This is a genomic window from Brevibacillus sp. NRS-1366, from assembly GCF_050467985.1.
Window position 1 is genome coordinate 35,333 of the sequence record NZ_JBITPN010000013.1, and the last position, 21,881, is coordinate 57,213.

General features: G+C 47.5%; 23 protein-coding genes. 17 read left to right on the forward strand and 6 right to left on the reverse strand.

The window, feature by feature from the left end:
• Nucleotides 1-2 precede the first annotated feature (2 nt).
• From ACIFQN_RS07190 to ACIFQN_RS07210, 5 genes are all read left to right on the forward strand, one after another.
• Nucleotides 3-1,940, forward strand: coding sequence for a DHH family phosphoesterase (locus ACIFQN_RS07190; RefSeq protein WP_429832352.1), 1,938 nt, complete (start codon nt 3-5; stop codon nt 1,938-1,940).
• A 26-nt stretch (nt 1,941-1,966) separates the two neighbouring features.
• Nucleotides 1,967-2,410, forward strand: coding sequence for a 50S ribosomal protein L9 (gene rplI, locus ACIFQN_RS07195; RefSeq protein WP_429832430.1), 444 nt, complete (start codon nt 1,967-1,969; stop codon nt 2,408-2,410).
• Between the two features lie 24 nt (nt 2,411-2,434).
• Nucleotides 2,435-3,787 carry a replicative DNA helicase gene (gene dnaB, locus ACIFQN_RS07200; protein ID WP_429832353.1) on the forward strand — a complete coding sequence of 451 codons (1,353 nt, stop codon included), beginning with the start codon at nt 2,435-2,437 and terminating at the stop codon, nt 3,785-3,787.
• A gap of 226 nt (nt 3,788-4,013) precedes the next feature.
• Entirely contained in the window at nt 4,014-5,300 is a 1,287-nt protein-coding gene (locus tag ACIFQN_RS07205; RefSeq protein WP_429832354.1) for an adenylosuccinate synthase, read from the forward strand.
• 133 nt (nt 5,301-5,433) lie between these two features.
• Nucleotides 5,434-5,640: a hypothetical protein gene (locus tag ACIFQN_RS07210; RefSeq protein ID WP_429832431.1), complete on the forward strand. Its 207-nt coding sequence runs from the start codon at nt 5,434-5,436 to the stop codon at nt 5,638-5,640.
• A 73-nt stretch (nt 5,641-5,713) separates the two neighbouring features.
• Here the strand turns inward: ACIFQN_RS07210 and ACIFQN_RS07215 are convergent, their stop codons facing one another.
• Nucleotides 5,714-6,085 carry a hypothetical protein gene (locus ACIFQN_RS07215; RefSeq protein WP_429832355.1) on the reverse strand — a complete coding sequence of 124 codons (372 nt, stop codon included), beginning with the start codon at nt 6,083-6,085 and terminating at the stop codon, nt 5,714-5,716.
• Nucleotides 6,086-6,344: 259 nt separating this feature from the next.
• Between ACIFQN_RS07215 and ACIFQN_RS07220 the strand changes: the two genes are divergently transcribed.
• The 6 genes from ACIFQN_RS07220 to ACIFQN_RS07245 all read left to right on the forward strand — a co-directional run bounded on the left by ACIFQN_RS07220 (nt 6,345) and on the right by ACIFQN_RS07245 (nt 13,581).
• Nucleotides 6,345-7,838 carry a peptidoglycan DD-metalloendopeptidase family protein gene (locus tag ACIFQN_RS07220; RefSeq protein WP_429832356.1) on the forward strand — a complete coding sequence of 498 codons (1,494 nt, stop codon included), beginning with the start codon at nt 6,345-6,347 and terminating at the stop codon, nt 7,836-7,838.
• A 182-nt stretch (nt 7,839-8,020) separates the two neighbouring features.
• Entirely contained in the window at nt 8,021-8,731 is a 711-nt protein-coding gene (gene yycF, locus ACIFQN_RS07225; protein ID WP_429832357.1) for a response regulator YycF, read from the forward strand.
• 38 nt (nt 8,732-8,769) lie between these two features.
• Nucleotides 8,770-10,593, forward strand: coding sequence for a cell wall metabolism sensor histidine kinase WalK (gene walK / locus ACIFQN_RS07230; protein ID WP_429832432.1), 1,824 nt, complete (start codon nt 8,770-8,772; stop codon nt 10,591-10,593).
• Nucleotides 10,590-11,972 (forward strand): YycH family regulatory protein, encoded by a 1,383-nt coding sequence (locus tag ACIFQN_RS07235; RefSeq protein WP_429832358.1) that lies wholly within the window; start codon nt 10,590-10,592, stop codon nt 11,970-11,972. The genes walK and ACIFQN_RS07235 overlap by 4 nt, the downstream gene beginning before the upstream one ends.
• On the forward strand, nt 11,959-12,732 hold the full coding sequence (locus ACIFQN_RS07240) for a two-component system regulatory protein YycI (RefSeq protein ID WP_429832359.1): 774 nt from the start codon (nt 11,959-11,961) through the stop codon (nt 12,730-12,732). The genes ACIFQN_RS07235 and ACIFQN_RS07240 overlap by 14 nt, the downstream gene beginning before the upstream one ends.
• A 60-nt stretch (nt 12,733-12,792) precedes the next feature.
• The gene (locus ACIFQN_RS07245) at nt 12,793-13,581 is read left to right on the forward strand and encodes an MBL fold metallo-hydrolase (RefSeq protein ID WP_429832360.1); all 789 of its coding nucleotides are present in this window, start codon (nt 12,793-12,795) and stop codon (nt 13,579-13,581) included.
• Here ACIFQN_RS07245 and ACIFQN_RS07250 read toward each other — a convergent pair.
• Nucleotides 13,576-13,812, reverse strand: coding sequence for a hypothetical protein (locus tag ACIFQN_RS07250; protein ID WP_429832361.1), 237 nt, complete (start codon nt 13,810-13,812; stop codon nt 13,576-13,578). The two genes, ACIFQN_RS07245 and ACIFQN_RS07250, sit on opposite strands and share 6 nt — an antisense overlap.
• Nucleotides 13,813-14,126: 314 nt before the next feature.
• Nucleotides 14,127-14,783: a DJ-1/PfpI family protein gene (locus tag ACIFQN_RS07255; protein ID WP_429832362.1), complete on the reverse strand. Its 657-nt coding sequence runs from the start codon at nt 14,781-14,783 to the stop codon at nt 14,127-14,129.
• Between the two features lie 327 nt (nt 14,784-15,110).
• Between ACIFQN_RS07255 and ACIFQN_RS07260 the strand changes: the two genes are divergently transcribed.
• The 3 genes from ACIFQN_RS07260 to rlmH all read left to right on the forward strand — a co-directional run bounded on the left by ACIFQN_RS07260 (nt 15,111) and on the right by rlmH (nt 17,275).
• Nucleotides 15,111-16,334, forward strand: a complete 1,224-nt coding sequence (locus ACIFQN_RS07260) for a S1C family serine protease (protein WP_429832363.1) — start codon at nt 15,111-15,113, stop codon at nt 16,332-16,334.
• A gap of 188 nt (nt 16,335-16,522) precedes the next feature.
• Entirely contained in the window at nt 16,523-16,789 is a 267-nt protein-coding gene (locus tag ACIFQN_RS07265; RefSeq protein WP_429832364.1) for a CxxH/CxxC protein, read from the forward strand.
• Nucleotides 16,790-16,795: 6 nt separating this feature from the next.
• Nucleotides 16,796-17,275, forward strand: a complete 480-nt coding sequence (gene rlmH / locus ACIFQN_RS07270; protein ID WP_429832365.1) for a 23S rRNA (pseudouridine(1915)-N(3))-methyltransferase RlmH — start codon at nt 16,796-16,798, stop codon at nt 17,273-17,275.
• 131 nt (nt 17,276-17,406) lie between these two features.
• Here rlmH and ACIFQN_RS07275 read toward each other — a convergent pair whose 3' ends face one another.
• Both ACIFQN_RS07275 and ACIFQN_RS07280 read right to left on the reverse strand, forming a co-directional pair.
• Nucleotides 17,407-17,883 carry a GyrI-like domain-containing protein gene (locus tag ACIFQN_RS07275; protein WP_429832366.1) on the reverse strand — a complete coding sequence of 159 codons (477 nt, stop codon included), beginning with the start codon at nt 17,881-17,883 and terminating at the stop codon, nt 17,407-17,409.
• A 22-nt stretch (nt 17,884-17,905) separates the two neighbouring features.
• Nucleotides 17,906-18,385 carry a hypothetical protein gene (locus ACIFQN_RS07280; RefSeq protein ID WP_429832367.1) on the reverse strand — a complete coding sequence of 160 codons (480 nt, stop codon included), beginning with the start codon at nt 18,383-18,385 and terminating at the stop codon, nt 17,906-17,908.
• Between the two features lie 150 nt (nt 18,386-18,535).
• On the opposite strand from ACIFQN_RS07280, the gene ACIFQN_RS07285 reads away from it, so the two are divergent.
• Entirely contained in the window at nt 18,536-19,519 is a 984-nt protein-coding gene (locus ACIFQN_RS07285) for a helix-turn-helix transcriptional regulator (protein WP_429832368.1), read from the forward strand.
• A gap of 135 nt (nt 19,520-19,654) precedes the next feature.
• Here the strand turns inward: ACIFQN_RS07285 and ACIFQN_RS07290 are convergent, their stop codons facing one another.
• Nucleotides 19,655-20,620, reverse strand: coding sequence for a helix-turn-helix transcriptional regulator (locus ACIFQN_RS07290; RefSeq protein WP_429832369.1), 966 nt, complete (start codon nt 20,618-20,620; stop codon nt 19,655-19,657).
• Nucleotides 20,621-20,726: 106 nt separating this feature from the next.
• Here ACIFQN_RS07290 and ACIFQN_RS07295 point away from each other — a divergent pair, with 106 nt between their 5' ends.
• Entirely contained in the window at nt 20,727-21,206 is a 480-nt protein-coding gene (locus ACIFQN_RS07295; protein WP_429832433.1) for a GyrI-like domain-containing protein, read from the forward strand.
• Nucleotides 21,207-21,229: 23 nt separating this feature from the next.
• Nucleotides 21,230-21,697 carry a phage tail protein gene (locus tag ACIFQN_RS07300; RefSeq protein WP_429832370.1) on the forward strand — a complete coding sequence of 156 codons (468 nt, stop codon included), beginning with the start codon at nt 21,230-21,232 and terminating at the stop codon, nt 21,695-21,697.
• The last annotated feature ends 184 nt before the right edge of the window (nt 21,698-21,881 follow it).

Genomic DNA, 21,881 nt, shown 5'->3' on the forward strand with positions numbered 1-21,881 from the left:
AAATGCCCAAATTCCTGTTAAAGCGTTGGTACGGGATGCATATGGTCCTGGCACTCAGCTTTGGCTTGTTGCTATTGGGAATTTTAACCCTGCACCATTGGATGTACGGGGCGATCGGCATTATCTGCTTGATTGGCCTTGTTATTTATGCCCTTCAAGCTGAAAAGGGGTTCCAACGAGATTTGCGCCTTTATTTGGCTACTGTCACACACCGTGTGAAAAAGGCGGGAGAAGGCGTCATTTCGGAACTTCCGATCGGAATCCTTTTATACAACGAGGAAAAGGCAATTGAGTGGGTTAACCCATTCATGACACACATGTCAGGGGATGAACTGTTGATCGGGAAGAACCTCCAGGAGGTATTTCCCCAGCTGACTTGGAAACCAGAGCAAAAACGTCTGGAATTTACTTACAACGAACGGGTATACGAGGTCTTGGTTCGGGCCGATGAACGTCTCCTGTACTTCAAGGACATTACGGACTTCAAGGAACTGACGACTCGATACCATCGTGAAAAGGCCGCCCTTGCTATTATTCATCTCGACAACCTGGACGAGATTGGACAAGTAATGGATGATCAGAGCCGTACACTTTTATCTACGAGTGTCGCTGGTGTGATTACCGAGTGGGCTAACAAACATGGCATATATCTTCGCCGAATCACGGCCGACAAGTTTTTGGCGCTGATGGAGCGGGAAGCGCTTGATAAATTGGAAGAAACGCGCTTTGACATTTTGGATGTGGTGCGGGAGATGACGGCTGACAACAAGATTCCGATTACGCTTAGTATCGGGGTAGGCGCGGCAGCTGGCACCTATATCGAATTGGGACAAATGGCGCAATCCAGCTTGGATATTGCTTTGGGTCGCGGTGGTGACCAAAGCGCAGTCAAGGTGGGGAACAAGCTAACTTTCTACGGTGGCAAATCGAATGCGGTGGAAAAACGGACACGTGTCCGTGCTCGTGTGATTGCGCATGCGCTGCGTGACTTGATTCACGAAGCCGAGCATGTAATCGTCATGGGCCACAAACAGCCTGACATGGATTCCATTGGGGCTTCTTTGGGTGTACTAAAAGCTGTGCAATTGCACAAAAAAGCCGCTTACATCGTTATGGACGAAGGAAATAATTCTGTTGAACGGCTTATGCGAGAAATCTATGCCAATGAAGAATTGGCTGATACGTTCATCACGCCGGAGCAGGCGATACGACTTATCACAGGTCGTACGTTGCTCGTGGTCGTCGATACGCATCGTCCGTCACTCGTGATTGAACCCAAGCTGCTCAGTGAAACCAGTCGGATTGTGGTAATTGACCATCACCGACGCTCAGAGGAATTCATTGAGCCTGTCCTGTTGTATCTGGAGCCGTACGCGTCGTCTACTTCCGAGCTGGTAACAGAGCTATTACAGTATCAGAGTGAACGCTTGAACATTGATAACCTGATTGCAACTGCGCTACTAGCAGGGATTGTGGTTGATACCAAAAGCTTTGCGTTCCGCACAGGCTCACGAACGTTTGAAGCAGCGTCGTTCCTCAGACGCAATGGAGCAGATACAGCCGCGGTACAGCGGTTGTTAAAAGAAGACCTGAATCAGTATGTGAAGCGAGCGCGAATCATCATGAACACCGAAACGTATCGGGATAACATGGCGATCGCTGTGGGCGATCCTTCTGAGGAGTATACACAAGTACAAGTAGCTCAAGCTGCGGAGCAGCTGCTTACTCTCTCAGGTATTCAGGCTTCGTTCGTCGTCGCAGAGCGAGCGGATGGTACGATCTTGATTAGCGGGCGCTCGTTGGGCGACATCAATGTCCAGTCCATCATGGAACTCTTGGGCGGTGGCGGCCACCTGACTGGAGCCGCAACACAAATCGAGGGTGTTTCCTTGAAGGAAGCAGTAAAACGCTTGAAAGAAGCAATTGATACGGTCGTTTAGGCCAATATAAAAAGGGGGAAACGATGATGAAAGTCATTTTTCTTCAAGATGTAAAAGGCCAAGGAAAAAAAGGTGAGGTAAAGGACCTTTCAGAAGGATATGTACGCAACTTCCTGTTGCCTCGCAATTTGGTAAAGGAAGCTACAGATAGCAATGTAAAAACATTGGATGCTCAAAAGCGCAGTGAAGAAAAACGCAAAGAGCAAGAAAAACTAGAAGCGCAGGAGCTGGCAGCCAAGTTCAGCGAGCTGACTGTAAAGATTAAAGGAAAAGCAGGCGAAGGTGGCCGTCTGTTTGGTGCTATTTCGAGCAAGCAAGTGGCACAGGCATTGGAAGAACAGTTTCAAATCAAAGTAGACAAGCGCAAGTTGGAAATGGAAGCGATTCGTGCGCTTGGCGTGACACAGATCAAAGCAAAGCTGCACAACGAAGTAACCGCGACTCTCAAAGTACACGTCGTGGAAGAATAATGACGAATAAATGGGAGGTGTGACGTGAGCGACCTGTTTTTGGATCGTGTGCCGCCGCAGAACAAGGAAGCGGAACAATCGGTACTGGGTGCCGTGTTCTTGTCCAAGGAAGCTCTAATCACGGCCATTGAGATTCTCCGCCCGGAGGATTTTTATAAGACAGCGCATCAGCGCATCTTTCAAACGATGGTGGACCTGTACGAGAAAGGTGAGCCTGTCGACCTGGTTACAGTGACGGCTGAATTGCAGGACCACAAGCTGCTGGATGAAGTAGGCGGCGTTACGTATATTACGGAAATCGCAAGCTCGGTTCCTACAGCAGCGAATATCGAATATTACGCAAAGATTGTAGAAGAAAAGTCGCTTTTACGGCGATTGATTCATACAGCAACCAAGATTGCCAACGACGGGTACTCTCGCGAGGATGACGTCACAGAGATTATTGCCGACGCCGAGAAGTACATCATGGAAATCGGTCAGAACCGCAATAGCGGCGGTTTTCAACCGATCCGCGACGTACTCCTCGAAACCTATGAACGGATTGAGATTCTAAGTCAGCGGCGCGGCGATATTACGGGGATTCCTTCCGGTTATACCGATCTGGACAAGATGACGGCAGGCTTTCAGCGAAGTGACCTGATTATCTTGGCCGCCCGTCCTTCTGTAGGGAAAACGGCATTTGCACTGAATGTTGCGCAAAACGTAGCCGCACGAGCAAATGAGACAGTAGCCATCTTTTCGTTGGAGATGGGTGCGTCCCAGCTTGTACAACGTATGATTTGTGCAGAGGGAAACCTGGATGCTTCCAGACTTCGTTCCGGGGGATTGGAAGAGGATGATTGGCAGAAGCTGACGATGGCGATTGGAACTCTGGCGAAGGCACCGATTTATATCGATGATACGCCAGGGGTTACGGTGCAAGATATCCGGGCCAAATGTCGTCGCCTGCAAGCTGAGCGTGGCTTGGGAATGATTTTGATTGACTATCTACAGTTGATTCATGGACGCGGCAAAGGAGACAACCGTCAGCAGGAAGTATCCGAAATCTCTCGTACGTTGAAAGGGATTGCCCGTGAATTGAATGTTCCTGTTATTGCTCTGTCGCAGTTGAGTCGTGGTGTTGAACAACGTCAGGACAAGCGCCCGATGATGTCTGACATCCGTGAGTCAGGATCGATTGAGCAGGACGCGGATATTGTCGCGTTTCTATACCGTGATGACTACTACGATAAAGAAACGGAAAACAAAAATGTCATTGAGGTCATCATCGCCAAACAGCGTAATGGTCCGACAGGCACAGTAGAGCTGGCGTTTTTGAAGGAATTCAATAAATTTGTAAGCTTAGATCATCGCTTCCGTAATGCAGCAGGACAATAGCTGGAAGAAGGAGGGCCGGAGAAAATCCGGCTTTTTCTATGTGGCAACTTCATGCATATTATCACATAAACTGTCGAAGGTTCATTGATGCAGGATAAATTACCGAACATATAATCTTTTCACAATTCAAATGTTCGTATTTTCCGTTGACATGGAAGAAATCGTTTAGTACACTTAGATTGTTTCAGGCCCAAAAGGACATGATTATATCAGGAGGTGTTTTTCGATGTCAACTGTCGTTGTCGTCGGAACCCAGTGGGGCGATGAAGGTAAAGGTAAAATCACAGATTATTTAGCTGAAAGTGCAGAAGTAGTAGCTCGTTACCAAGGTGGTAACAACGCAGGTCATACCATTATTTTTGGTGGTAACAAATACAAACTTCATTTGATTCCATCCGGGATTTTTTATACAGACAAGACCTGCGTAATCGGAAACGGTATGGTAATCGACCCGAAAGCGTTGGTAAAAGAGCTGGAGTACATCCACAGCTTTGGTTTCTCTACAAGCAACTTGAAAATCAGTGATCGCGCGCATGTGATCCTGCCATACCACATTAAACTGGATGGCGTGGAGGAAGATAGCCGCGGTGCAAATAAAATCGGTACTACCCGCAAAGGGATTGGCCCAGCATACATGGACAAAGCAGCCCGTATTGGTATTCGTATTGCGGATCTGATGGATCGTGACGAGTTTGCTCGCAAGCTTGAGCGCAATTTGGCTGAGAAAAACCTCCTGTTGGAGAAGCTATACAATACTACCGGCTTTGAATTGAAAGAAATACTGGATGAATACTTGGCTCTTGCCGAGATTATCCGTCCTTACGTAACCGATACATCTGTTGTCTTGAACGATGCCATTGATCGTGGCAACCGTGTCCTTTTCGAAGGTGCGCAAGGCGTACTGCTTGATATTGACCAAGGTACTTATCCATACGTAACGTCTTCCAACCCAATTGCTGGTGGCGTAACAATCGGATCTGGTGTAGGGCCGACCAAAATCAACCAAGTTATCGGTGTAGCCAAAGCATATACTACTCGTGTTGGGGATGGTCCGTTCCTGACTGAGCTGACAGATGCGACAGGCGATCACATTCGTGAGGTTGGCTTTGAGTACGGTACAACAACTGGACGTCCTCGTCGTGTAGGCTGGTTTGACAGCGTGGTCGTTCGTCATGCTCGTCGTGTCAGCGGCATCACTGGTTTGGCCATCACCAAGCTGGATACTCTCTCTGGAATCGAAACACTGCGTATTTGCACGGCGTACAAATACAATGGTGAAATCATTGAATCGTTCCCAGCGAACCTCAACATGCTGGCGAAATGCGAGCCTGTGTATGAAGAGCTACCAGGCTGGAGCGAAGACATTACAGGTGTCCGTAATCTCAATGATTTGCCTGAGAATGCTCGCCACTACATCGAGCGTATTACACAACTGACTGGTATCCCAATGTCGATCTTCTCCGTAGGACCAGATCGTGAGCAAACCGTCGTTGTTCGTGGCATTTACGGATAAACTTAGGCCTTATGGCATGAAGAAAGCTGTCGAATCATCGACAGCTTTTTCTTTTTTGGGCGGACAGACACAAAACGACACCCTCTGGGCATATGGTAAAACATAGGTAGAAAACAAAGAGGTGATCATGATGATGGGATTCGACCAAAAAGCCATGAAGCTGCTGGGGAAAAACGTTCAGGTAAAGATGTTTAATGGCGTCGTCATCAAGGGAACCATGACTCATTTCAACAACGGCTACCTCTGCTTTATTACGACATACAAGCAACAAAACGACGCCGAGAAAACCACTATACGCCGGCTTGCCTTAAAAGATATTACTTCCATGCAAGAGGTGTGAACCCCAGATGAGCAAAATGAAGTAAGCCATCTTTCCTGCCTGAAAGGGAAGATGGCTATTATTTGTTTCTATCTTACACCATGCCACCGTATGAACGAATCATTTCAGTCGCCTCATCCCCTCGTTCTTCGGGTACGACGCAAGTGAGTAAGACACTGCGGTTTAGGTTGTCATCGCCACGATCAGCCATACCACTGGCATCCGGGCTCGCGGCTGCTAATACACTGGCATCGCGTCCATTTGGAAAATCTCCTGCCAATGTCATGCTCCCCAAGGAGGGGATCTCGCCAGTTATGGGGTTCATAATTCTCTCATTTCCGTCACCCGGAAATTGTCCAACTCTGTCGATCTGAATAATGGAGAAACCAGCCAGTCGAAGCGCATCAGCTGCTTTTGCCGCTTCATCTTCCGTGTGAAAACCTGCCAGAATGTTTCGTTCCTTCAAGGAAATCAGCCTCCCAGTAATGATAAAAGCTCCCATTTCTATGTACATAGAATGACTCTTGGCCCCATTTTTTATTCGACGGCAATTTACACTTGAAGTTGTCGGCAAACTTATGGTAAAGTCGACATAGTTGATTTCTTTAGGCAATTTGGCAGATATATGGAAACCAAATTTTGGGATATACGACCTAGTCGGTATATTAAAAATTTTCAGGAAATAGAAACGAGAAAGCTGTGTCTGTTTTCAGGAGGGACAAGTTATGCAATGGTCGGAATGGAAGGCCAAGCTGCAGGAACGGTCAGGACGAATCGTTCGAGATTGCAGCGATCTGGCGAAACGTACTTTGAAACGTACAAGCTCTTACATCCAAGAACATAAAAAACAAACCATATCCGTAGCAGCGGGATTGGTTATAACGGTAGCAGCAGGAGCATCCGCACAGTATTACTACACAAGCAATATCACATCGGTATACCATGTGGCCATAAATGGTCAGGAAATCGGTGTTGTGAGCAGCCCTGATGTCATTCACAAGTGGACCGATGCGAAGCTGGAAGAGGAAAAAGCGAAAAACGGTCTTACGTTGACGCTGGCTGATTACATAACGTTCCAGGAAGAACGTACGTACAAAGCTCCTTTTGACAACGAGGCGGCAGTCAGAGCCCTTTCTGATATGGCAGACCTCAAGGTTCAGGCAGTAAAGCTCGTGGTTGACGGCAAGGCAGTCGGATACTTGCCGGATCAAAAAACCGCAGACGAAGTGTTGGCACGTGTGAAGCAAAAGTATTCGGGTATACCAGCAGCGCCAGAGAAAAGAGCGGTAGTTGCTGCATCCATGTCAGCTGATCAAGCGAGCCCAATAAAAGAAGTAGCTTTCAAGGAAAACGTAGAGATGCAGACGGAATCAGTAGCTGCAGCTCAAATTTTGCCTGCCGAAAAACTGGAGGAACTGCTCGTAAAGGGTACTTTCCAAGATATGACGCATACCGTAGTCGAGGGAGACTGCATCGGATGCATCGCCAAAAAATACGGAATTACGTCTAACGATATTTATGCCAACAACCCAGGCATTACGGAAAATACATTGCTTCAACTGGGACAAAAGATCAACGTCACAGCGGTCCGTCCTTTTGTGACTGTGCAGGTAAAGGAAGAGCTTTCCCAACAAGAGACGGTTGCTTTTTCGACGCAGATCAACAACAACGATAAGCTGCCAAAAGGGGAAACCAAAGTGGTTCAAGAAGGCCGCGATGGCAGCAAGATGGTCAAATATGAGATTGTGAAAGAAAATGGACAAGTTGTCGACCGCAAAGTCATTAAACAAGATGTGATTGCGCAGCCTGTAGCAAAGATCATGGAGCGAGGAACAAAAGTAATTCCTTCACGTGGGACAGGCCGTTTGAGCTGGCCAGCGAAAGGCTACATCAGCAGTGGTTTTGGTACACGCTGGGGCAGACTACATAAAGGTATTGACATTGCCGGTTCCGGTTCTGTTTTGGCAGCAGACAATGGGCGTGTCATCTTAGCGGGATGGGACGGCAATTACGGAAAAGCAGTCGTCATCGACCACGGAAATGGCATGGAAACGCTCTATGGGCATTTGAGCACCATTAACGTGAATGTTGGCGATGTGGTAGAACAAGGGAAGAAAATCGGCGTGAAGGGTTCTACGGGAGACTCCACTGGTGTCCATCTCCATTTTGAGGTTCATCAGAATGGACGAGTTCAGAACCCGATGCGTTTCTTAAAATAGACAAGTAATTTTTGGGGAAAAGAGGGTCACTCTGTAAAGGAGTGCCCTTTTTTTATTTAGCGATGGTCTATCGCGACAGGGAGTGACTTCCAAAGGGCTTCTTTACAGGGAGGACATGGTGTATTGTAGAGGAATAGATGTTTTGCAGGTGGAATCCTTAACAGAGAAAGGGAGGGAGCGGGATGGCAAAACTCCTCGTTGTAGACGATGAAAAACCGATCGCAGATATTTTGAAATTTACTTTTGAAAAAGAAGGGTATCAAGTCGTGTGCGCCTACGATGGTGAGGAAGCACTACTCGTCGTACAAGATGAACGACCAGATCTGATTTTACTCGATGTGATGCTGCCGGGCCGTGATGGCATGGAAGTATGCCGGGCTGTTCGCCAAACACACGATGTGCCGATCATTATGCTGACGGCCAAGGATTCGGAGCTTGATAAGGTCCTGGGGCTGGAATTAGGCGCAGATGATTACGTCACCAAGCCGTTCAGCACCCGCGAGCTTGTTGCCCGGGTAAAGGCCCACCTGCGCAGGCACCAGCCAAGGACAGAAGAAAAGGATAGCCAGCATGTTTTGCGTGTGCATGAGCTGGAAATCGACCTGCATTCATATACAGTGGAAAAAGTCGGGGAGCAATTGGAGCTGACCCATCGTGAATTTGAGCTCCTGGTTTATTTGACCAGACATCAGGGGCAGGTACTGACGCGTGAGCATCTCCTTCAATCAGTCTGGGGATTTGATTATTTTGGCGATGTACGTACGGTAGATGTAACGATACGCCGTTTGCGGGAAAAAATTGAGGATGATCCGAGCCAACCGAAATATATCATTACACGCCGCGGTTTGGGATACACCTTGCGTAACCCAGGCATGGGAGGCACGCCTGGATGAGGCGGTTGTTCAAAACGATTCAACTGTTACTCAAGACCATTCAAAGGCTGTTCAAGACGATTCAATGGAAAATGGTCGTCATCTACATGCTGCTGATTTTGCTCGCGATGCAATTTATTGGCGCTTACTTTGCCCGGGAAGTCGAAAGCTATTACATAAACAACTTTTCTGAGGCATTGAATGGACAGGCGAGTCTTTTAGCAAGCTTGCTGGAGGGAGATTTGCGTCCGCGCGATGGGAAAGAACAAAGCGCAGAGCAATATCGTCAGGATATCGATAACCTGATTAACAACCTTGTAAAAATCAACGGCGCCAATGTTCAAGTAATCGACCAAACCGGAACGGTGGTAAGTACAACTGAGGATAAGAGCACCATCGGTCAGCGGACTTCGCAACCGGAAGTCACCATCGCCCTTTTAGGGACACGCAGCGAGTCGATGCGGATTGATCCGCGGACAGGTGCGCGTGTAAAAGTACTGGTATTGCCGGTCAAGGGCGATCAGATTGTTTATGGGGCCGTTTATATGGTCGCCTCGATGGAAGGAACCTACACGACGATCCGCAAGATGAACGGTATTTTGGCGACAGGCACCATGTTTGCGCTGGTGATTACGGCGGGTCTCGGTGTCGTACTGGCGCGAACGATTACCAAGCCAGTCAAAGAAATGACTCGACAAGCAAGAGCCGTTGCAGATGGTGACTTTAACAGCAACGTCAGGGTGTATAGCGGGGACGAAATTGGCCAACTCGGCATGGCGTTTAACCATATGACGCTGCGCCTGCAGGAAGCCATTTTGCAGCAAGAAGAAGAGCGAGAAAAATTAGCCGGAATTTTAAGCAACATGACCGATGGCGTGATTGCTGCCAATCGGGACGGCCAGATCATTCTGTTTAACCGTGCTGCGGAAGAAATGCTGCAAATAACGATGGCAGACGTGCTTCGTAAACAGCGGACCTTGCATGACTTGCTCAGCCTGCCGCCAGAAAATGAGATGCCCCTTCACAGGCAGGAAGAGCCGCTATTCATCGAAATGATGCTCCCGAATCGGGATGAAGTCATTTTTCGTGTGACGTTTACTACTTTGCAGCATGATAGTGGGAAAAAAGGCGGTATCATTGCAGTGGTGGCTGATGTTACGGAGCAGCAGCGCCTGGAGCAGCACCGCAGAGAATTTGTAGCCAACGTATCGCATGAGCTGCGGACTCCGCTTACGACGATCAAAAGCTACGTGGAAGCGCTCTTGGATGGCGCAGTGGAAGAACCGGAGCTGTCCAATCGCTTTTTGCGTGTCACCATGTCTGAGACAGAGCGGATGATTCGGCTTGTCAATGACTTGCTGCAGCTCTCCAGATTCGACTCGCAAGGAATTCGGCTGCACTGCAAGGAAGCGGATCTTACTCGATTACTGCGATATGCAGCAGATCGCTTTTCCATGTTTGGCGAGCAACAGGAAGTGCAGCTCAATCTGGATGTACCGACCAAGCTGCCACCTGTATTTATTGATTTGGATGCCATTAATCAAGTATTGGATAATCTTTTGTCCAATGCGATCAAATATACACCTCAAGGCGGTACTGTTGTTCTACACGCGAAGGCAAACTACAAACAAAACCGGGTGCATATTTCGCTTAAAGATACCGGGATCGGAATTCCAAGCCGTGATTTGAAACGTATTTTTGAGCGGTTTTATCGTGTAGACAAAGCACGTTCGCGCGGACAGGGCGGTACAGGATTGGGACTGGCTATTGCCCGGGAATTAGTCCAGGCGCACGGCGCAGATATCGAGATTACGAGCGAATGGAATGTAGGGACGACTGTTACGTTCTGGGTGCCATTTGCCCAAGGAGGTAAAACGGGATGAAGCGGATGCTAGAGCCTGCCAAAACCGTATTACTCAATCTGCTGGTACTAACCAGCTTTTGCCTGACCGCGCTGCTTTGGACCAATCAGCCAAAATTTCAATTCATTCAGCCAGCGCAGTATACCGAATCAAAGCCCGTTCAGGAAAAACAGCTTGAGCAGCTAGTGACTCCGGAGTCGGTCATCTTCCACTACGGAGAGGAGCGGCATACCAAGTCGGTTGCAACGGATGCTCCCTATAGTATGATTGTCAGAGAGATGTCCAAATGGATTTTTCTCGATTTCACTCCTTTTACGCTTTCCAATGAAAAGTGGGGGGAAATTGCCCGGGAAAAGATGGGGCTGGAGGTTCGGTTCAGAAGTTCGTTGCCACTGTCGATTATTGGGAGGTTGGTGACGTTTCGGGATGAGTATGACAACCGGATGAATGGGATTGACCGCTTGTGGCTGTATTATGAAAAGGACGAGGACGTCGTCTATGCGCTGTTTCTTTCAACGGACGAAGGACGCATGATGCGCTCTCGGACATCGATAAGTCCAAAGGATTTGCGTGAGTCTTATTTAGCGGCAGGCAATCAGATGCCGGAGCAAATCATGAAAATCGTCAGACCAGACCGGAATTATTCCGCTTTGGAAGGCGCCATACCGTTGTGGAACATTTACTATTTGCCGAAAAATCAAGGACGCATGCAGCAATTTCGTTACAGCTATGTTCCTGTTACCAATGACCGGCTGATGGAAGCCTACTTTATCGATCAGTCTCTCGTAAGACAAATTATGGAGCGGGACAAAACCGTCATATTTACGGATGGCAGCAGGTCCATTCAGTTGAGGTCGGAGCAGCAGGCGATCACGTTTACGGACCCGGCGTACAAGATGCGGGCACAAGAGCTGTCTGATGAGGAAAAGGTACAGGGTGCTGTTACCTTTATTAATAAACATTTGGGTTGGTTGGATGATTACCACTTTGAAAAAATCAAAAAGAGCTACAATGAAAAAGATTTAATCACGTTCCGTCAATATCTAGGGGCGTATCCGTTTATCAGTCGCTCAGGAACCACGCAAATAGATTCGATTCAGATTACTTCCGAGGCAGGGCAGATCGTGACGATGAGCCGATCGCTAGTGGATCTGGACAAGTACATTTCGAACAAAGAGTGGACTGTGATGTCGGGGCCAGAGCTGTATCAGATGATCAGAGATAAAAAGCTGGGAAACACAGAACAAATAACAAATGCCTATCTGGCCTATCAAACGGTAGTAGACGATGGATTTGTAGACCTGATGCCAACTTGGGTCGTGGAAATGACCGATCAAGCCACCTTGTATATTCCTGCGCAGACCAATCAGGGAGGAGGAAAGGTGAATGGATTGGAGTAGAACCAAGACGATCCTCATCTGGGCCTTTCTTCTCCTCGACTTGTTTCTCGGTTATCAGGTATACATCACGAGAATCAGCTTTTCGAATGACAAAGAAGTGGCCCAAGGTGAAAAGGGGAACATCGAGTTTTATTTAAATCAGCAAAATATTATGCTCGCAACCGAGGTACCGCAAGACACGCCGGTAATGGCCAATTTAAATGCAGAGTATGTGGGAATTAACCCTCTTTCCCTGAAGGAGATGCCGGGGCTGCAAGCAACGATGGAAAAAATGTCATTGGCTGCAAAGCTGGACCCGCCTATGCAGATTCGGGGGCAAATTACGCCAAATGAGCTTTTGCGCCAAATTGGGCAGCGGTTGATGTATGGAGACCAGTACTCGGCAGATATGCACCAATCCAATCAGACTCGTCTTTTGTACTGGCAGATGTACAATAAAATACCCGTATTCGTCGCTCCTTTAGATGTTTATCTGGATAATGGAACGATTCTGGGGTACAGACAAACCTTTTACCATATTCGTGAGCAGCAAAATGGTGGGCGGCAGGTCATCTCTGGCTATGTGGCACTACAATCGCTGGTGGAGAAGCAAATTATCGAGCCGGGAGAACGAATTGAGAGTGTGACCCTCGGCTATTACGGATCGTATGACGCAGATATTCAGACACTCGCTCCTGTTTGGCGGGTTATTCACGACGGCAAGCAGCATTTCGTCAATGCATTTACGGGTACATTGGAACGGGCGATGGAGACCCAGTGAGAACGAGATAAGGGTCACAAAGAGAAGCAACTGGGAACGATACGGGAAGAGGGATGTTGGGTGAGATTTAGTGTGTTGGCAAGTGGAAGCACGGGTAATGCCATTTACGTGGCAACGGACCGTGTCTCTGTACTGATTGACGTAGGGATCACAGGGAAGCAAGCAGAAGCGGCGCTGCAGACAATCGGGGTCAATCCCGCAGAATTGAGTGCCATCCTCGTCACGCACGAGCACGTCGACCATATCAAGGGCGTCGGCGTGATGGCCAGGCGGTATGGACTCCCGGTTTATGCGAACCCAAAAACATGGTCCGAGCTGGATGGACAAATAGGAACGATCAAGGAAGACCAGCGACGCTTGTTTGCAGTAGGGGAAAAGCAGGAGCTGGAGGATTTGGGCATTGAGTCCTTTGGTATTTCGCACGATGCGGCTGAGCCCATGGGCTTCTGCTTTTACCAAGGCAAGAAGAAGCTGAGTGTAGCAACAGATTTGGGATATGTCAGTGATCGAATCAAGGAAACGATCCGCGGGGCAGATGCGTATGTGTTTGAATCGAATCATGATGTCGAGCTGTTGCGCATGTCACAGTACCCTTGGAGTATCAAGCGGCGTATTTTGAGCGATGTCGGACACTTGTCGAACGAGGCGGCAGGAGATGCCTTGATCGATTGTTTGACTGGCGGCTCAGAGCGTGTGTACCTCGCCCATTTGAGTAAAGAAAACAACATGATTGATCTGGCTAGACTGACAGTGAAAAATATTCTGGAAGAGCGGGGCTTGGCCGTGGGAGACGATGTCCATCTACGTGACACGTACCCGGATCGTCCTACGAAGCTGGAAGAGCTATGAGATCGGTTTGACTTGGACCTGACGACGGCTAATGGTCTCAGAAAGCTTGGAAGCCATATCGATCTGAAATGTTAATTGGGAGTCCAGCTCCTTCACTTTCGTACTCAACTCTTCGTGAGTCAGCAGCCCTTTGCTGACGAGGAGTTCAATCAGGGCGTGCAGGACAATGGTATTGTGGTAGTCTACTTCTTGTAGATCGGCCAGTTTGGCGATGAGATGAACCTCTTTCATTTCTATCAATCCTTTCTTCCGGCTCCTTGAGGAAAGCTTTTCATCTATCATATCCGGGCCTTTGGTGAAATATTCCTGGACCCTTTAGCAAAGAGAAGATGACTTCAGTATTGTACTGAGGTCATCTTTTTTAATGCATCTCTACCAATCATTTATGTTGGTAAGCTGACGGGGCGTAACCCTTTGAATATGGATCGGAATTAGACTTCGGTTATCTCGGTTGATGAAAAAAGAAGGAGCCGTATCAGCTCCTTCTTTCCTCTCAACCTATACCTCAATGCCGCTATCCAGACGGCGGCTGACTTATTTGTGTTTTACAAATTGGGCTCCTTTTTTGAAAGCTCTTGTATCATCCCTCTTAGCTGTTCTACCATTGGCGCCGGCGCTTTTTTTGGTGAACCCGTATCAAATGGAGGCTGGGGATCGTATTCCAAAATCAACTGGACCACTTTGCTTGTATCTTCCCCCAATTCCCATGCTACTAATTGGAGTGCCATGTCGATACCAGAGGATACACCGGCTGCTGTTACGATTTTGTCATGGCGAACCACTCTTTCATCTGTTGGAATGGCTCCAAAAGATTGAAGTAGGTCAAAGGATCCCCAATGACTGGTGGCCACGGCTCCATTCAACAAGCCAGCGGCGCCCAAAATCAGAGAGCCGTTGCAAACCGAGGTAGTCCATTTCGTAGTCTCATGTAACTGACGAATCCAATTCAGAGATTCTTCGTCATTCATTGGAGTCTTATAATTAGGCGGACTGCAGCCAGGAACGACGAGAATATCAGCTGAAGTCACTTCAGAAAAGCTGTAATCAGCATGCAAATAACCCATTTTTGAATCCAGTTTGATTAACCCTTTATTCTTGGCGACAAACTTTACTTTACTTTTCATTGTAGCAGCAAATACTTCATATGGACCAATTGCATCTAATGCTGTTATTCCATTGTAAAGCATGATTGCGACTTCCATAATGATCTCTCCTTTAACCATAGGAATTCATTCAATTCAAATGCATTGTACTATACTGATGTAGGGTATTGTGATGTCTATATTGTGAAAAACACAATCCGGTGATAATTCGGGTTTGCTTACTGAAATGCTACATTTTATTGTGTTCTATATTCCACAACCTTTCCATATTTCTCACGCGATTTTGCCGAAACCCAGGCGTATACTAAAGGTGTCAAAAGGAAGCAAAGCATACAGACATCATTCATGCTAACGGAAGTGAAAAGGCGTATAGGAGCAGCAAAAACCTGTAACCCTAGTAATAGTAGAGGAAGGAGAGTGTGAATCATGGGTTTTTATGATGATTTGACTCACGTAGAACGGAAAAAACGGCGTACGGGAGGCGTTGGCCGTCTAGTCATGACGTCAGTAACCTCAGCAGTTATTGGGGGAATGGTCGTCCTGCTCATGCTGCCGACGCTCTCCAATGCCGGATATATCAATATGGTCAAGCCGGGAGCGACGAATGTCATGAGCAACCCCACAGCCAATCTATTTGCACAGCCAGTCTCCGTCAAAGTAGAGACAGGAACCGTGGATGCTGTGAAAAAAGTGGAGAATGCGGTGGTAGGTGTCATCAACATCGGCCGGACAAGAAGCAATTGGTTTAATAATACGCAAGATGTCGAGCAGGGCGAAGGTTCTGGCGTTATCTTTGAGAATAAGGGTGGAAAAGCCCACATCATCACCAACTACCACGTGATTGATCAAGCGCAAAAGCTGGAGATCGCACTGCCAACGGGTGAAAAAGTAGAAGCAAAAGTCTTGGGCGCAGATCCATTTGCCGATCTGGCTGTACTGGAGATCGACGGCTCCAAAGTAACCACGGTTGCGGAGCTGGGGGATTCCTCCACACTGCAAGTAGGTGAACCTGCGATTGCTATCGGGAACCCACTGGGTATGAAATTCTCCCGCACCGTCACACAAGGAATCATCAGTTCACTGGAACGCTCGATGCCGATTGACTTCAATGATGATGGTCAAGACGACTGGGAGCTGGATGTTCTGCAAACAGACGCCGCGATCAACCCTGGTAACAGCGGCGGAGCCCTGGTCAATATCCAAGGACAGGTCATCGGGATTAACACACTGAAGATTTCCAAAACCGGTGTGGAAGGCTTGGGCTTTGCCCTCCCAATCAACGATGTGAAAAGCATCGTCAGCGAGCTGATGGAAAAAGGGAAACTGGAGCGCTCTTATCTGGGTGTCCAACCATTCGACCTGACCAATGTACCGCGCTACAACTGGAAAGAAACCTTGAATTTGCCTGACGAAGTGCAAGCGGGGGTAGTCGTTCAAGGTGAAGTCGGCAAATTCTCTCCAGCGGGAGAAGTCGGTCTCAAACAATACGACGTCATCGTCAAACTCGACAACAAGGACATCGCGAATGGCGCCCAGCTGCGCAAGTTCCTGACTTTGAACAAAAAGCCAGGTGACTCCGTCGTCATTACGTACTATCGCGATGGCGTGAAGAAAACGGCCACAGCCAAACTGACCAAAACGCCGGAGTAATCAGGCGAAAGCAACTCCGGGACTTTGTCCCGTTTCCATAAATTTTTTTCCCCCCTCTATCTATTGACCATAGATAACGACTTGTGAGCGTCGAGCTTCATTCGGCGCTCTTTTTTTATGCCGGGAAGGAGGATGAGGGATGGCTTGTTTTCTTTTCGTTCTGGGGTAGAATAGGAAGCGACATGAGAATGAACGGAAAAGAGGCTGGCAACATGGATAAGATGATGAAAAGCATTCAAATAGAAGGAAAAGCAGTCGAGCTGCAGGAGGAATTCCCCGTGCGCTTTGCCTGCATGGAGCACTTCGATCAGGAACTGGATGACTACGTCAATGATTATGAAGCGGCACCGGATACGTACGCGGCACAGGCGATTGAAGATGATACGGTGGACAAGCGTTGTCGGGCTTGCGGAGTACCGGGACAGATCGCGCTACTGCGAGAGAAAGGAATGTAGGGGAACGTGCAAATTACGATTATTACGGTAGGGAAGCTAAAGGAAAAATATTTGCGCGAGGGTATCGATGAATACAGCAAGCGCTTGTCCGCTTATTGCAAGCTCCAGGTCATAGAGGTGAACGACGAAAAAGCGCCCGAAGAGATGAGCTCGGCCGAGATGGAGCAGGTGAAGCGCAAGGAAGGCGAGCGCATACTGACGCAGATCAAGCAGGACCAGTACGTGATCGCGCTCGCGATTGACGGGCAGATGTGGTCATCCGAGAAGCTATCGGCGGAGATGGACAAGCTCGCTTTGCATGGGCGCAGCCAGATTGCTTTTGTGATTGGTGGGTCGTTGGGGCTGGCTGATCAGGTGTTGAAGCGGGCTGATGCGTTGCTGTCGTTTTCCAAGATGACGTTTCCTCATCAGTTGGTAAGGTTGGTTTTGTTGGAGCAGGTTTATCGGGGGTTTCGGATTAGTCGGGGGGAACCGTATCATAAATGACGCAAAAAATATTTAGATTATTATTTGTCAATAATTCTGTTAGAATTGCCTTGGTAAAGGTGTTTTAAAGAAAGCGAACTCAAAAAGGGCCATCCGCGTGTGTTTCGGGGTGGCCCTTTGGTCAAATCATACTATTTTTTAACCACAGGAACCCAAAATTCGCCGTAGAAAGTGCCGTCACCGTTTTCTTTGCGATAAGTCGCATTGGGACCGCCGATGTAAGCATAGTCAGTGATTTGTGACAAGACTTCGCCAAAAGCACGATAAGTCAACTGATCAAACAAAGTTTCCTTGTCGCCGGTTCCTGCGAGCACTATGTACTCGCTCTCTGGAAACTCGATGATGCGTGTTGCGTCAGCCACCGATTTGCTAGCTTCTACCGCGAAATAATTCCACGGCCTGCCTTGATAAACCTCGTTGACTGACCATTCGCGATCATCTTTTGCGGCCGCTTTAAGCTTATCAAAACGTCCGTCAGCCTTGAGTGCTCCCCAAAACTCTGCTTTTTCCTTCTGCAAAGCTGGCGCGTCTTGGAAATTGGATTGAATTGAAAAACCATAAGCGGTCAATGTAAATGATTTCTTATGTTCAACTGTGTAATTTGCCATGGGAGTGCTCCTTTGACTGAGATTAGCCTGCTACTTTTTTTGCACGAAGCCACATTTCGCCGTAGAATGTACCGTCTTCAGCTGCTTTGACGAATGTTGAGTTACCAGGACCAACGTATTTGTAGTCTGTGATTTCTTGCAGCAGGCCACTGAAAACTTTGCCTGTTATTTCGTCAGCAAGGCGGTCTTTGTCAGCGCCTGTGCCAGGCACCACGAGGTAGTCCCCAGCGAGGAAGTCAAGGACGACCGCGCCTTCCACGTCGTATGCACCCATCACGCCGAAGCCGCGCCAAGCCTTGCCGTCGATGACGTAGTTGATTTGATATTCTTGCCCGTCAGCGAGCGCGAGAAGTTCGGCAAGCTTGCCGTTTTCAGTGATTTCAGCTTTTTTCGCTGCAGTTTTTGCTGCATTGCCTGCCCAGTCGTTGTAGTCTTCAAGTAAAACACCGAAAGCAGTCATTTTGTAGTTTTCTGAGATGGTTTGGATGGAGTAGTTAGACATCTTGATCTCTCCTTAGCGGATTTGTTTTTACAAGATTGATACTATTCTCTAAATGTATCAAAAAACGATTCCTTTTATCGAATATCAAAAAGTATTGCAAAAACAGAATCAAAATCAGTACTGGTGCTACATTTCTGATACAATAAAATCATGAAAAAGACAGAACGAGTGAACCTGATCATGCGCTTCATCAATAACCGCGCGCATTTTACGATTGCAGAGATTCAGCGGGAGTTCAAGATTTCTCGCGCGACGGCGATCCGCGACATTAACGAGATTCAGGCGATGGGTTTTCCGCTGACGACCGAGCTTGGGCGCGGGGGCGGCTACAATGTCCTGCAAAATCAGTATCTGTCCGCCGTCCGTTTCACGCCAGAAGAGCTGAAAGCGATATTTATCAGCTTTATCGCCTCGAAAAATTCGCAGCTGCCTTATTTGCAAAATCGCCGCTCCATCACTGAAAAACTCATCGGCATCGCGTCGCAAACCCAGCACGACGAGCTGATCGAGCTGAATAATATCTTGCTTTTTGAAAATACAAATCCCGCTAATCCGAATCTTTTGGAACTCGATGATGCGGCGCCTGCGGAGTTGAACCAGTTGATTTCGCTTGCCGTGCGGGATAAGCACTTGCGCTTGACGTATGAGCCGAGTCCTGGCTGGCCGCAGTTGATGGACGTTTTTTTGATTCATATTTTTAACTCAAACGCTCGTTGGCTGGTCGAGGTTTATGATCTTGATACCGATGAGTTTCGTTATTTGCCTGTTGAGATGCTGCGGGACTCGGCCATTTCTGAGCAGAAGATGAGGCAGTCTGAGCAAGAGATTTTAAGCAAAAAACGGCTTGGCGCACGTGAGTCCAATCTGATTGTAAAGCTTGATACGACTGGGATTCAGCGCTTTAAGCGCTTGCACCCGCCGGGGATTATTTTGTCCTTTACAGGGATGTTCCAGTCGAGTGGGATTTTCAATGCTCAACTGGATGTGACCGATGTTGAGGCGCTAGAGTATTATGCGGATTGGCTTTTGTTTTTGGGGAAAGGGGTCGAGTTTGAACGGATTCCTGATGAGCTGCGCTTGATTTTGGAAGAGCGGTTAAGGGGAAGTGCTGACACTTTAACAAAAATACGTTAGGCCAATAACCGGGCTGCAACGTTCGCGAGCCCGAGTCGGCTTGGTGCCGCAGCAACCTCAAAAACCACTCCAATGGTATATCGTCTTAAGAACAGGATCATGTTCTTGGAGCCCTTATCGATTGATTATGGTCAATTACTTGTTCCCTAAAACATCCACTCTTTCCTGTAATCCTTCTACAACTTCTTTCGGTATTTCCCTGACCTTGATATCTCCACCTAAGAAAAGTAGCCAATTTGTTATTTCGGCCAACTCATCCGGATGATGAACATTGATGAAAGTCTTTAAAATAGCCGTGGTTTGATAAGGATTCGTGTATGAAATTGTAATTTTTAATGGATGGTACTTTTTGAACTGGGCAATCGCCTTGGGGCCAAGTTCGAGGACTAGGTTGATGGCTTCTTCCTGCTTGCTTAGTTGTTCTACAATCTTCTTCTTGCTTATTCTTTTTTTCTCGGGGTATGGTTTGATATCGGTGAGATTGTCGACAGGAATAATCCGCCTCTTTTCCTCCTCTAGGTCGAAGCCTTCAATTTGCCAAGAGCTTTTTTCACGATATAGGTGCAAGAGATAGATGGGATAAGACTTTATTTCCCTTCCTTCTTCAACGGAAACCACTAAGTAGCTGTCCATAAGAAGGATTTGGATGAGTTGTTCTAACATAGGATGGGGCAAATCTGATAGATCAAGCAAGTCAGGATTGTGAGGGTTGGTACCTTCGAAGAGCAAGATTTGATTTAACAGAACAAGATCATCTTGCTGGTTTTCAGAGATGAGGCCGAGCAATTTTTCCGTTAAAGATTGGCGACTCTTGAGATAAGGGAGTTGTAGATTTCGCGTGGCCATGAAGGCGATAAAAAGAGCTTTAATCTCATTATCGGTAAAGCGGACAGTGGGCAGGACGGAATTGTGCATCACAAAATAACCCCCGTCCCTCCCGACTTCGGCGACTAGAGGCATTCCCATCGCTTCAATTTCCCTGATATCTCTAATCGCCGTCGAGCGGGAGATGTTAAACTCATGCATGATTTCCGAAATGGTAAAATGGGCGCGGTTATTGATGTACCGCATGATGATGTTAATCCGTTCTACTTTTTTCATAGGGTCCTCTAAACAGTATCATATTTTGACATGATTTATAGTTATTATAAACCTATCAAGTGAAAAAACAAATGATTTGATCAATTAAAAAAAAGGAGCTGGGATGATGGCAACGTATACCCTTGAGGAAAAAGACAGCTTTATCGTTCTAGGTATTGGAACGGAACTGAAGAGCGATTACACGGACTATGCCGGCATGAACAAGGAGAAGGAAAACTTTTGGCGGACAGTGGAGCAGGATGGAAGGCTTGACGCATTAAAGGCTGTCGCTGCGAACGACTATATCTTTGCTGTGAACGAAGCGGTAAACCGCAAGAGGATGTATTATGCCGGCGTCATGACAGAAGCATCGGTACCGGAAGAACACAGAGTGATCCAATTCCCTAAGGGACAATACCTCGTCATTAAAGGTGAAGGGAAGACTTCTGATGAGTTGAGTAGTATGCTTACCGGCATTGCCTTTGGTCAAGTTTTGCCGGAAGCCGATAACTTTGCCTATGTCGGCGGGCCCAATGCGACGATTGAGATGGGGCAGCGAGACGGCCTTGTATATGGGGAAATGTGGATTCCGGTTGTGAAGAAGTAAACGAGATCAAAGGAGGAAATGAGATGTCCCCTATCGTTGATTTTAAAAATGTGTCTACGGCTGGTCTGGAGTCTTCACCAGTAGCAGAAGCGCTAGCTGGTATGCGTGCGAATGAAGCCCGTTACTTCATGAACAAATACAAGCACGAATTTACGGTCGTACCAGCCAGCGAAAGCCAGGAGACGCTTGATTATGTGAAACGAGTTTTGAAAGAAGAACGTGGTATTGAGTTTGCGGCCCAACCTCTAGAAACATCGCGTTTTCAAGTAGAAAATATCAAATGGGCCTTCGTCTTTTATGAGGATGGTCTAGCGGTCAACGTCATGTATACGGTGGATGATCCTAAAAAGCGGGCCGTTGGATTTAAGCTATCTGAGGGGATGGAAGTACCTAAAGAGTTGGAAGAGAAGAAGTTCAAATTTGCAAGACAGAAGTCCAAACTGGCTGGGACAATTCGAGGTTCGTTCTTCGTCATTAAAGGAGAATATTGAGTCAATCAACGTAAGGCACCCGTTTGGGTGTCTTTTATTTTGCGATAAAATTCGCCGATAAAGTGATACGGTGAACCGTATCATAAGTGATGGTAAACAATGATAGACACGAATTAGTATGAACGCAATATCGTATAAACAGATTCATCTGTTCGAAAGGTAAGTCCCCGAAGTCGTAGTCATC

Excerpts from the sequence above, each read along its gene's own strand:
- ACIFQN_RS07275 (WP_429832366.1), bottom strand. The coding sequence starts at position 17,883 with ATGGCAAATTACACAGTTGAACATAAGAAATCATTTACATTGACCGCT.
- ACIFQN_RS07290 (WP_429832369.1), bottom strand. The coding sequence starts at position 20,620 with ATGAAAAAAGTAGAACGGATTAACATCATCATGCGGTACATCAATAAC.
- ACIFQN_RS07235 (WP_429832358.1), top strand. The coding sequence starts at position 10,590 with ATGAAGCGGATGCTAGAGCCTGCCAAAACCGTATTACTCAATCTGCTG.
- ACIFQN_RS07220 (WP_429832356.1), top strand. The coding sequence starts at position 6,345 with ATGCAATGGTCGGAATGGAAGGCCAAGCTGCAGGAACGGTCAGGACGA.
- yycF (WP_429832357.1), top strand. The coding sequence starts at position 8,021 with ATGGCAAAACTCCTCGTTGTAGACGATGAAAAACCGATCGCAGATATT.
- ACIFQN_RS07240 (WP_429832359.1), top strand. The coding sequence starts at position 11,959 with ATGGATTGGAGTAGAACCAAGACGATCCTCATCTGGGCCTTTCTTCTC.
- ACIFQN_RS07255 (WP_429832362.1), bottom strand. The coding sequence starts at position 14,783 with ATGGAAGTCGCAATCATGCTTTACAATGGAATAACAGCATTAGATGCA.
- ACIFQN_RS07295 (WP_429832433.1), top strand. The coding sequence starts at position 20,727 with ATGGCAACGTATACCCTTGAGGAAAAAGACAGCTTTATCGTTCTAGGT.
- ACIFQN_RS07210 (WP_429832431.1), top strand. The coding sequence starts at position 5,434 with ATGGGATTCGACCAAAAAGCCATGAAGCTGCTGGGGAAAAACGTTCAG.
- rplI (WP_429832430.1), top strand. The coding sequence starts at position 1,967 with ATGAAAGTCATTTTTCTTCAAGATGTAAAAGGCCAAGGAAAAAAAGGT.
- ACIFQN_RS07285 (WP_429832368.1), top strand. The coding sequence starts at position 18,536 with ATGAAAAAGACAGAACGAGTGAACCTGATCATGCGCTTCATCAATAAC.
- ACIFQN_RS07205 (WP_429832354.1), top strand. The coding sequence starts at position 4,014 with ATGTCAACTGTCGTTGTCGTCGGAACCCAGTGGGGCGATGAAGGTAAA.
- ACIFQN_RS07190 (WP_429832352.1), top strand. The coding sequence starts at position 3 with ATGCCCAAATTCCTGTTAAAGCGTTGGTACGGGATGCATATGGTCCTG.
- ACIFQN_RS07300 (WP_429832370.1), top strand. The coding sequence starts at position 21,230 with ATGTCCCCTATCGTTGATTTTAAAAATGTGTCTACGGCTGGTCTGGAG.
- ACIFQN_RS07250 (WP_429832361.1), bottom strand. The coding sequence starts at position 13,812 with ATGAAAGAGGTTCATCTCATCGCCAAACTGGCCGATCTACAAGAAGTA.
- ACIFQN_RS07265 (WP_429832364.1), top strand. The coding sequence starts at position 16,523 with ATGAACGGAAAAGAGGCTGGCAACATGGATAAGATGATGAAAAGCATT.
- ACIFQN_RS07260 (WP_429832363.1), top strand. The coding sequence starts at position 15,111 with ATGGGTTTTTATGATGATTTGACTCACGTAGAACGGAAAAAACGGCGT.
- ACIFQN_RS07280 (WP_429832367.1), bottom strand. The coding sequence starts at position 18,385 with ATGTCTAACTACTCCATCCAAACCATCTCAGAAAACTACAAAATGACT.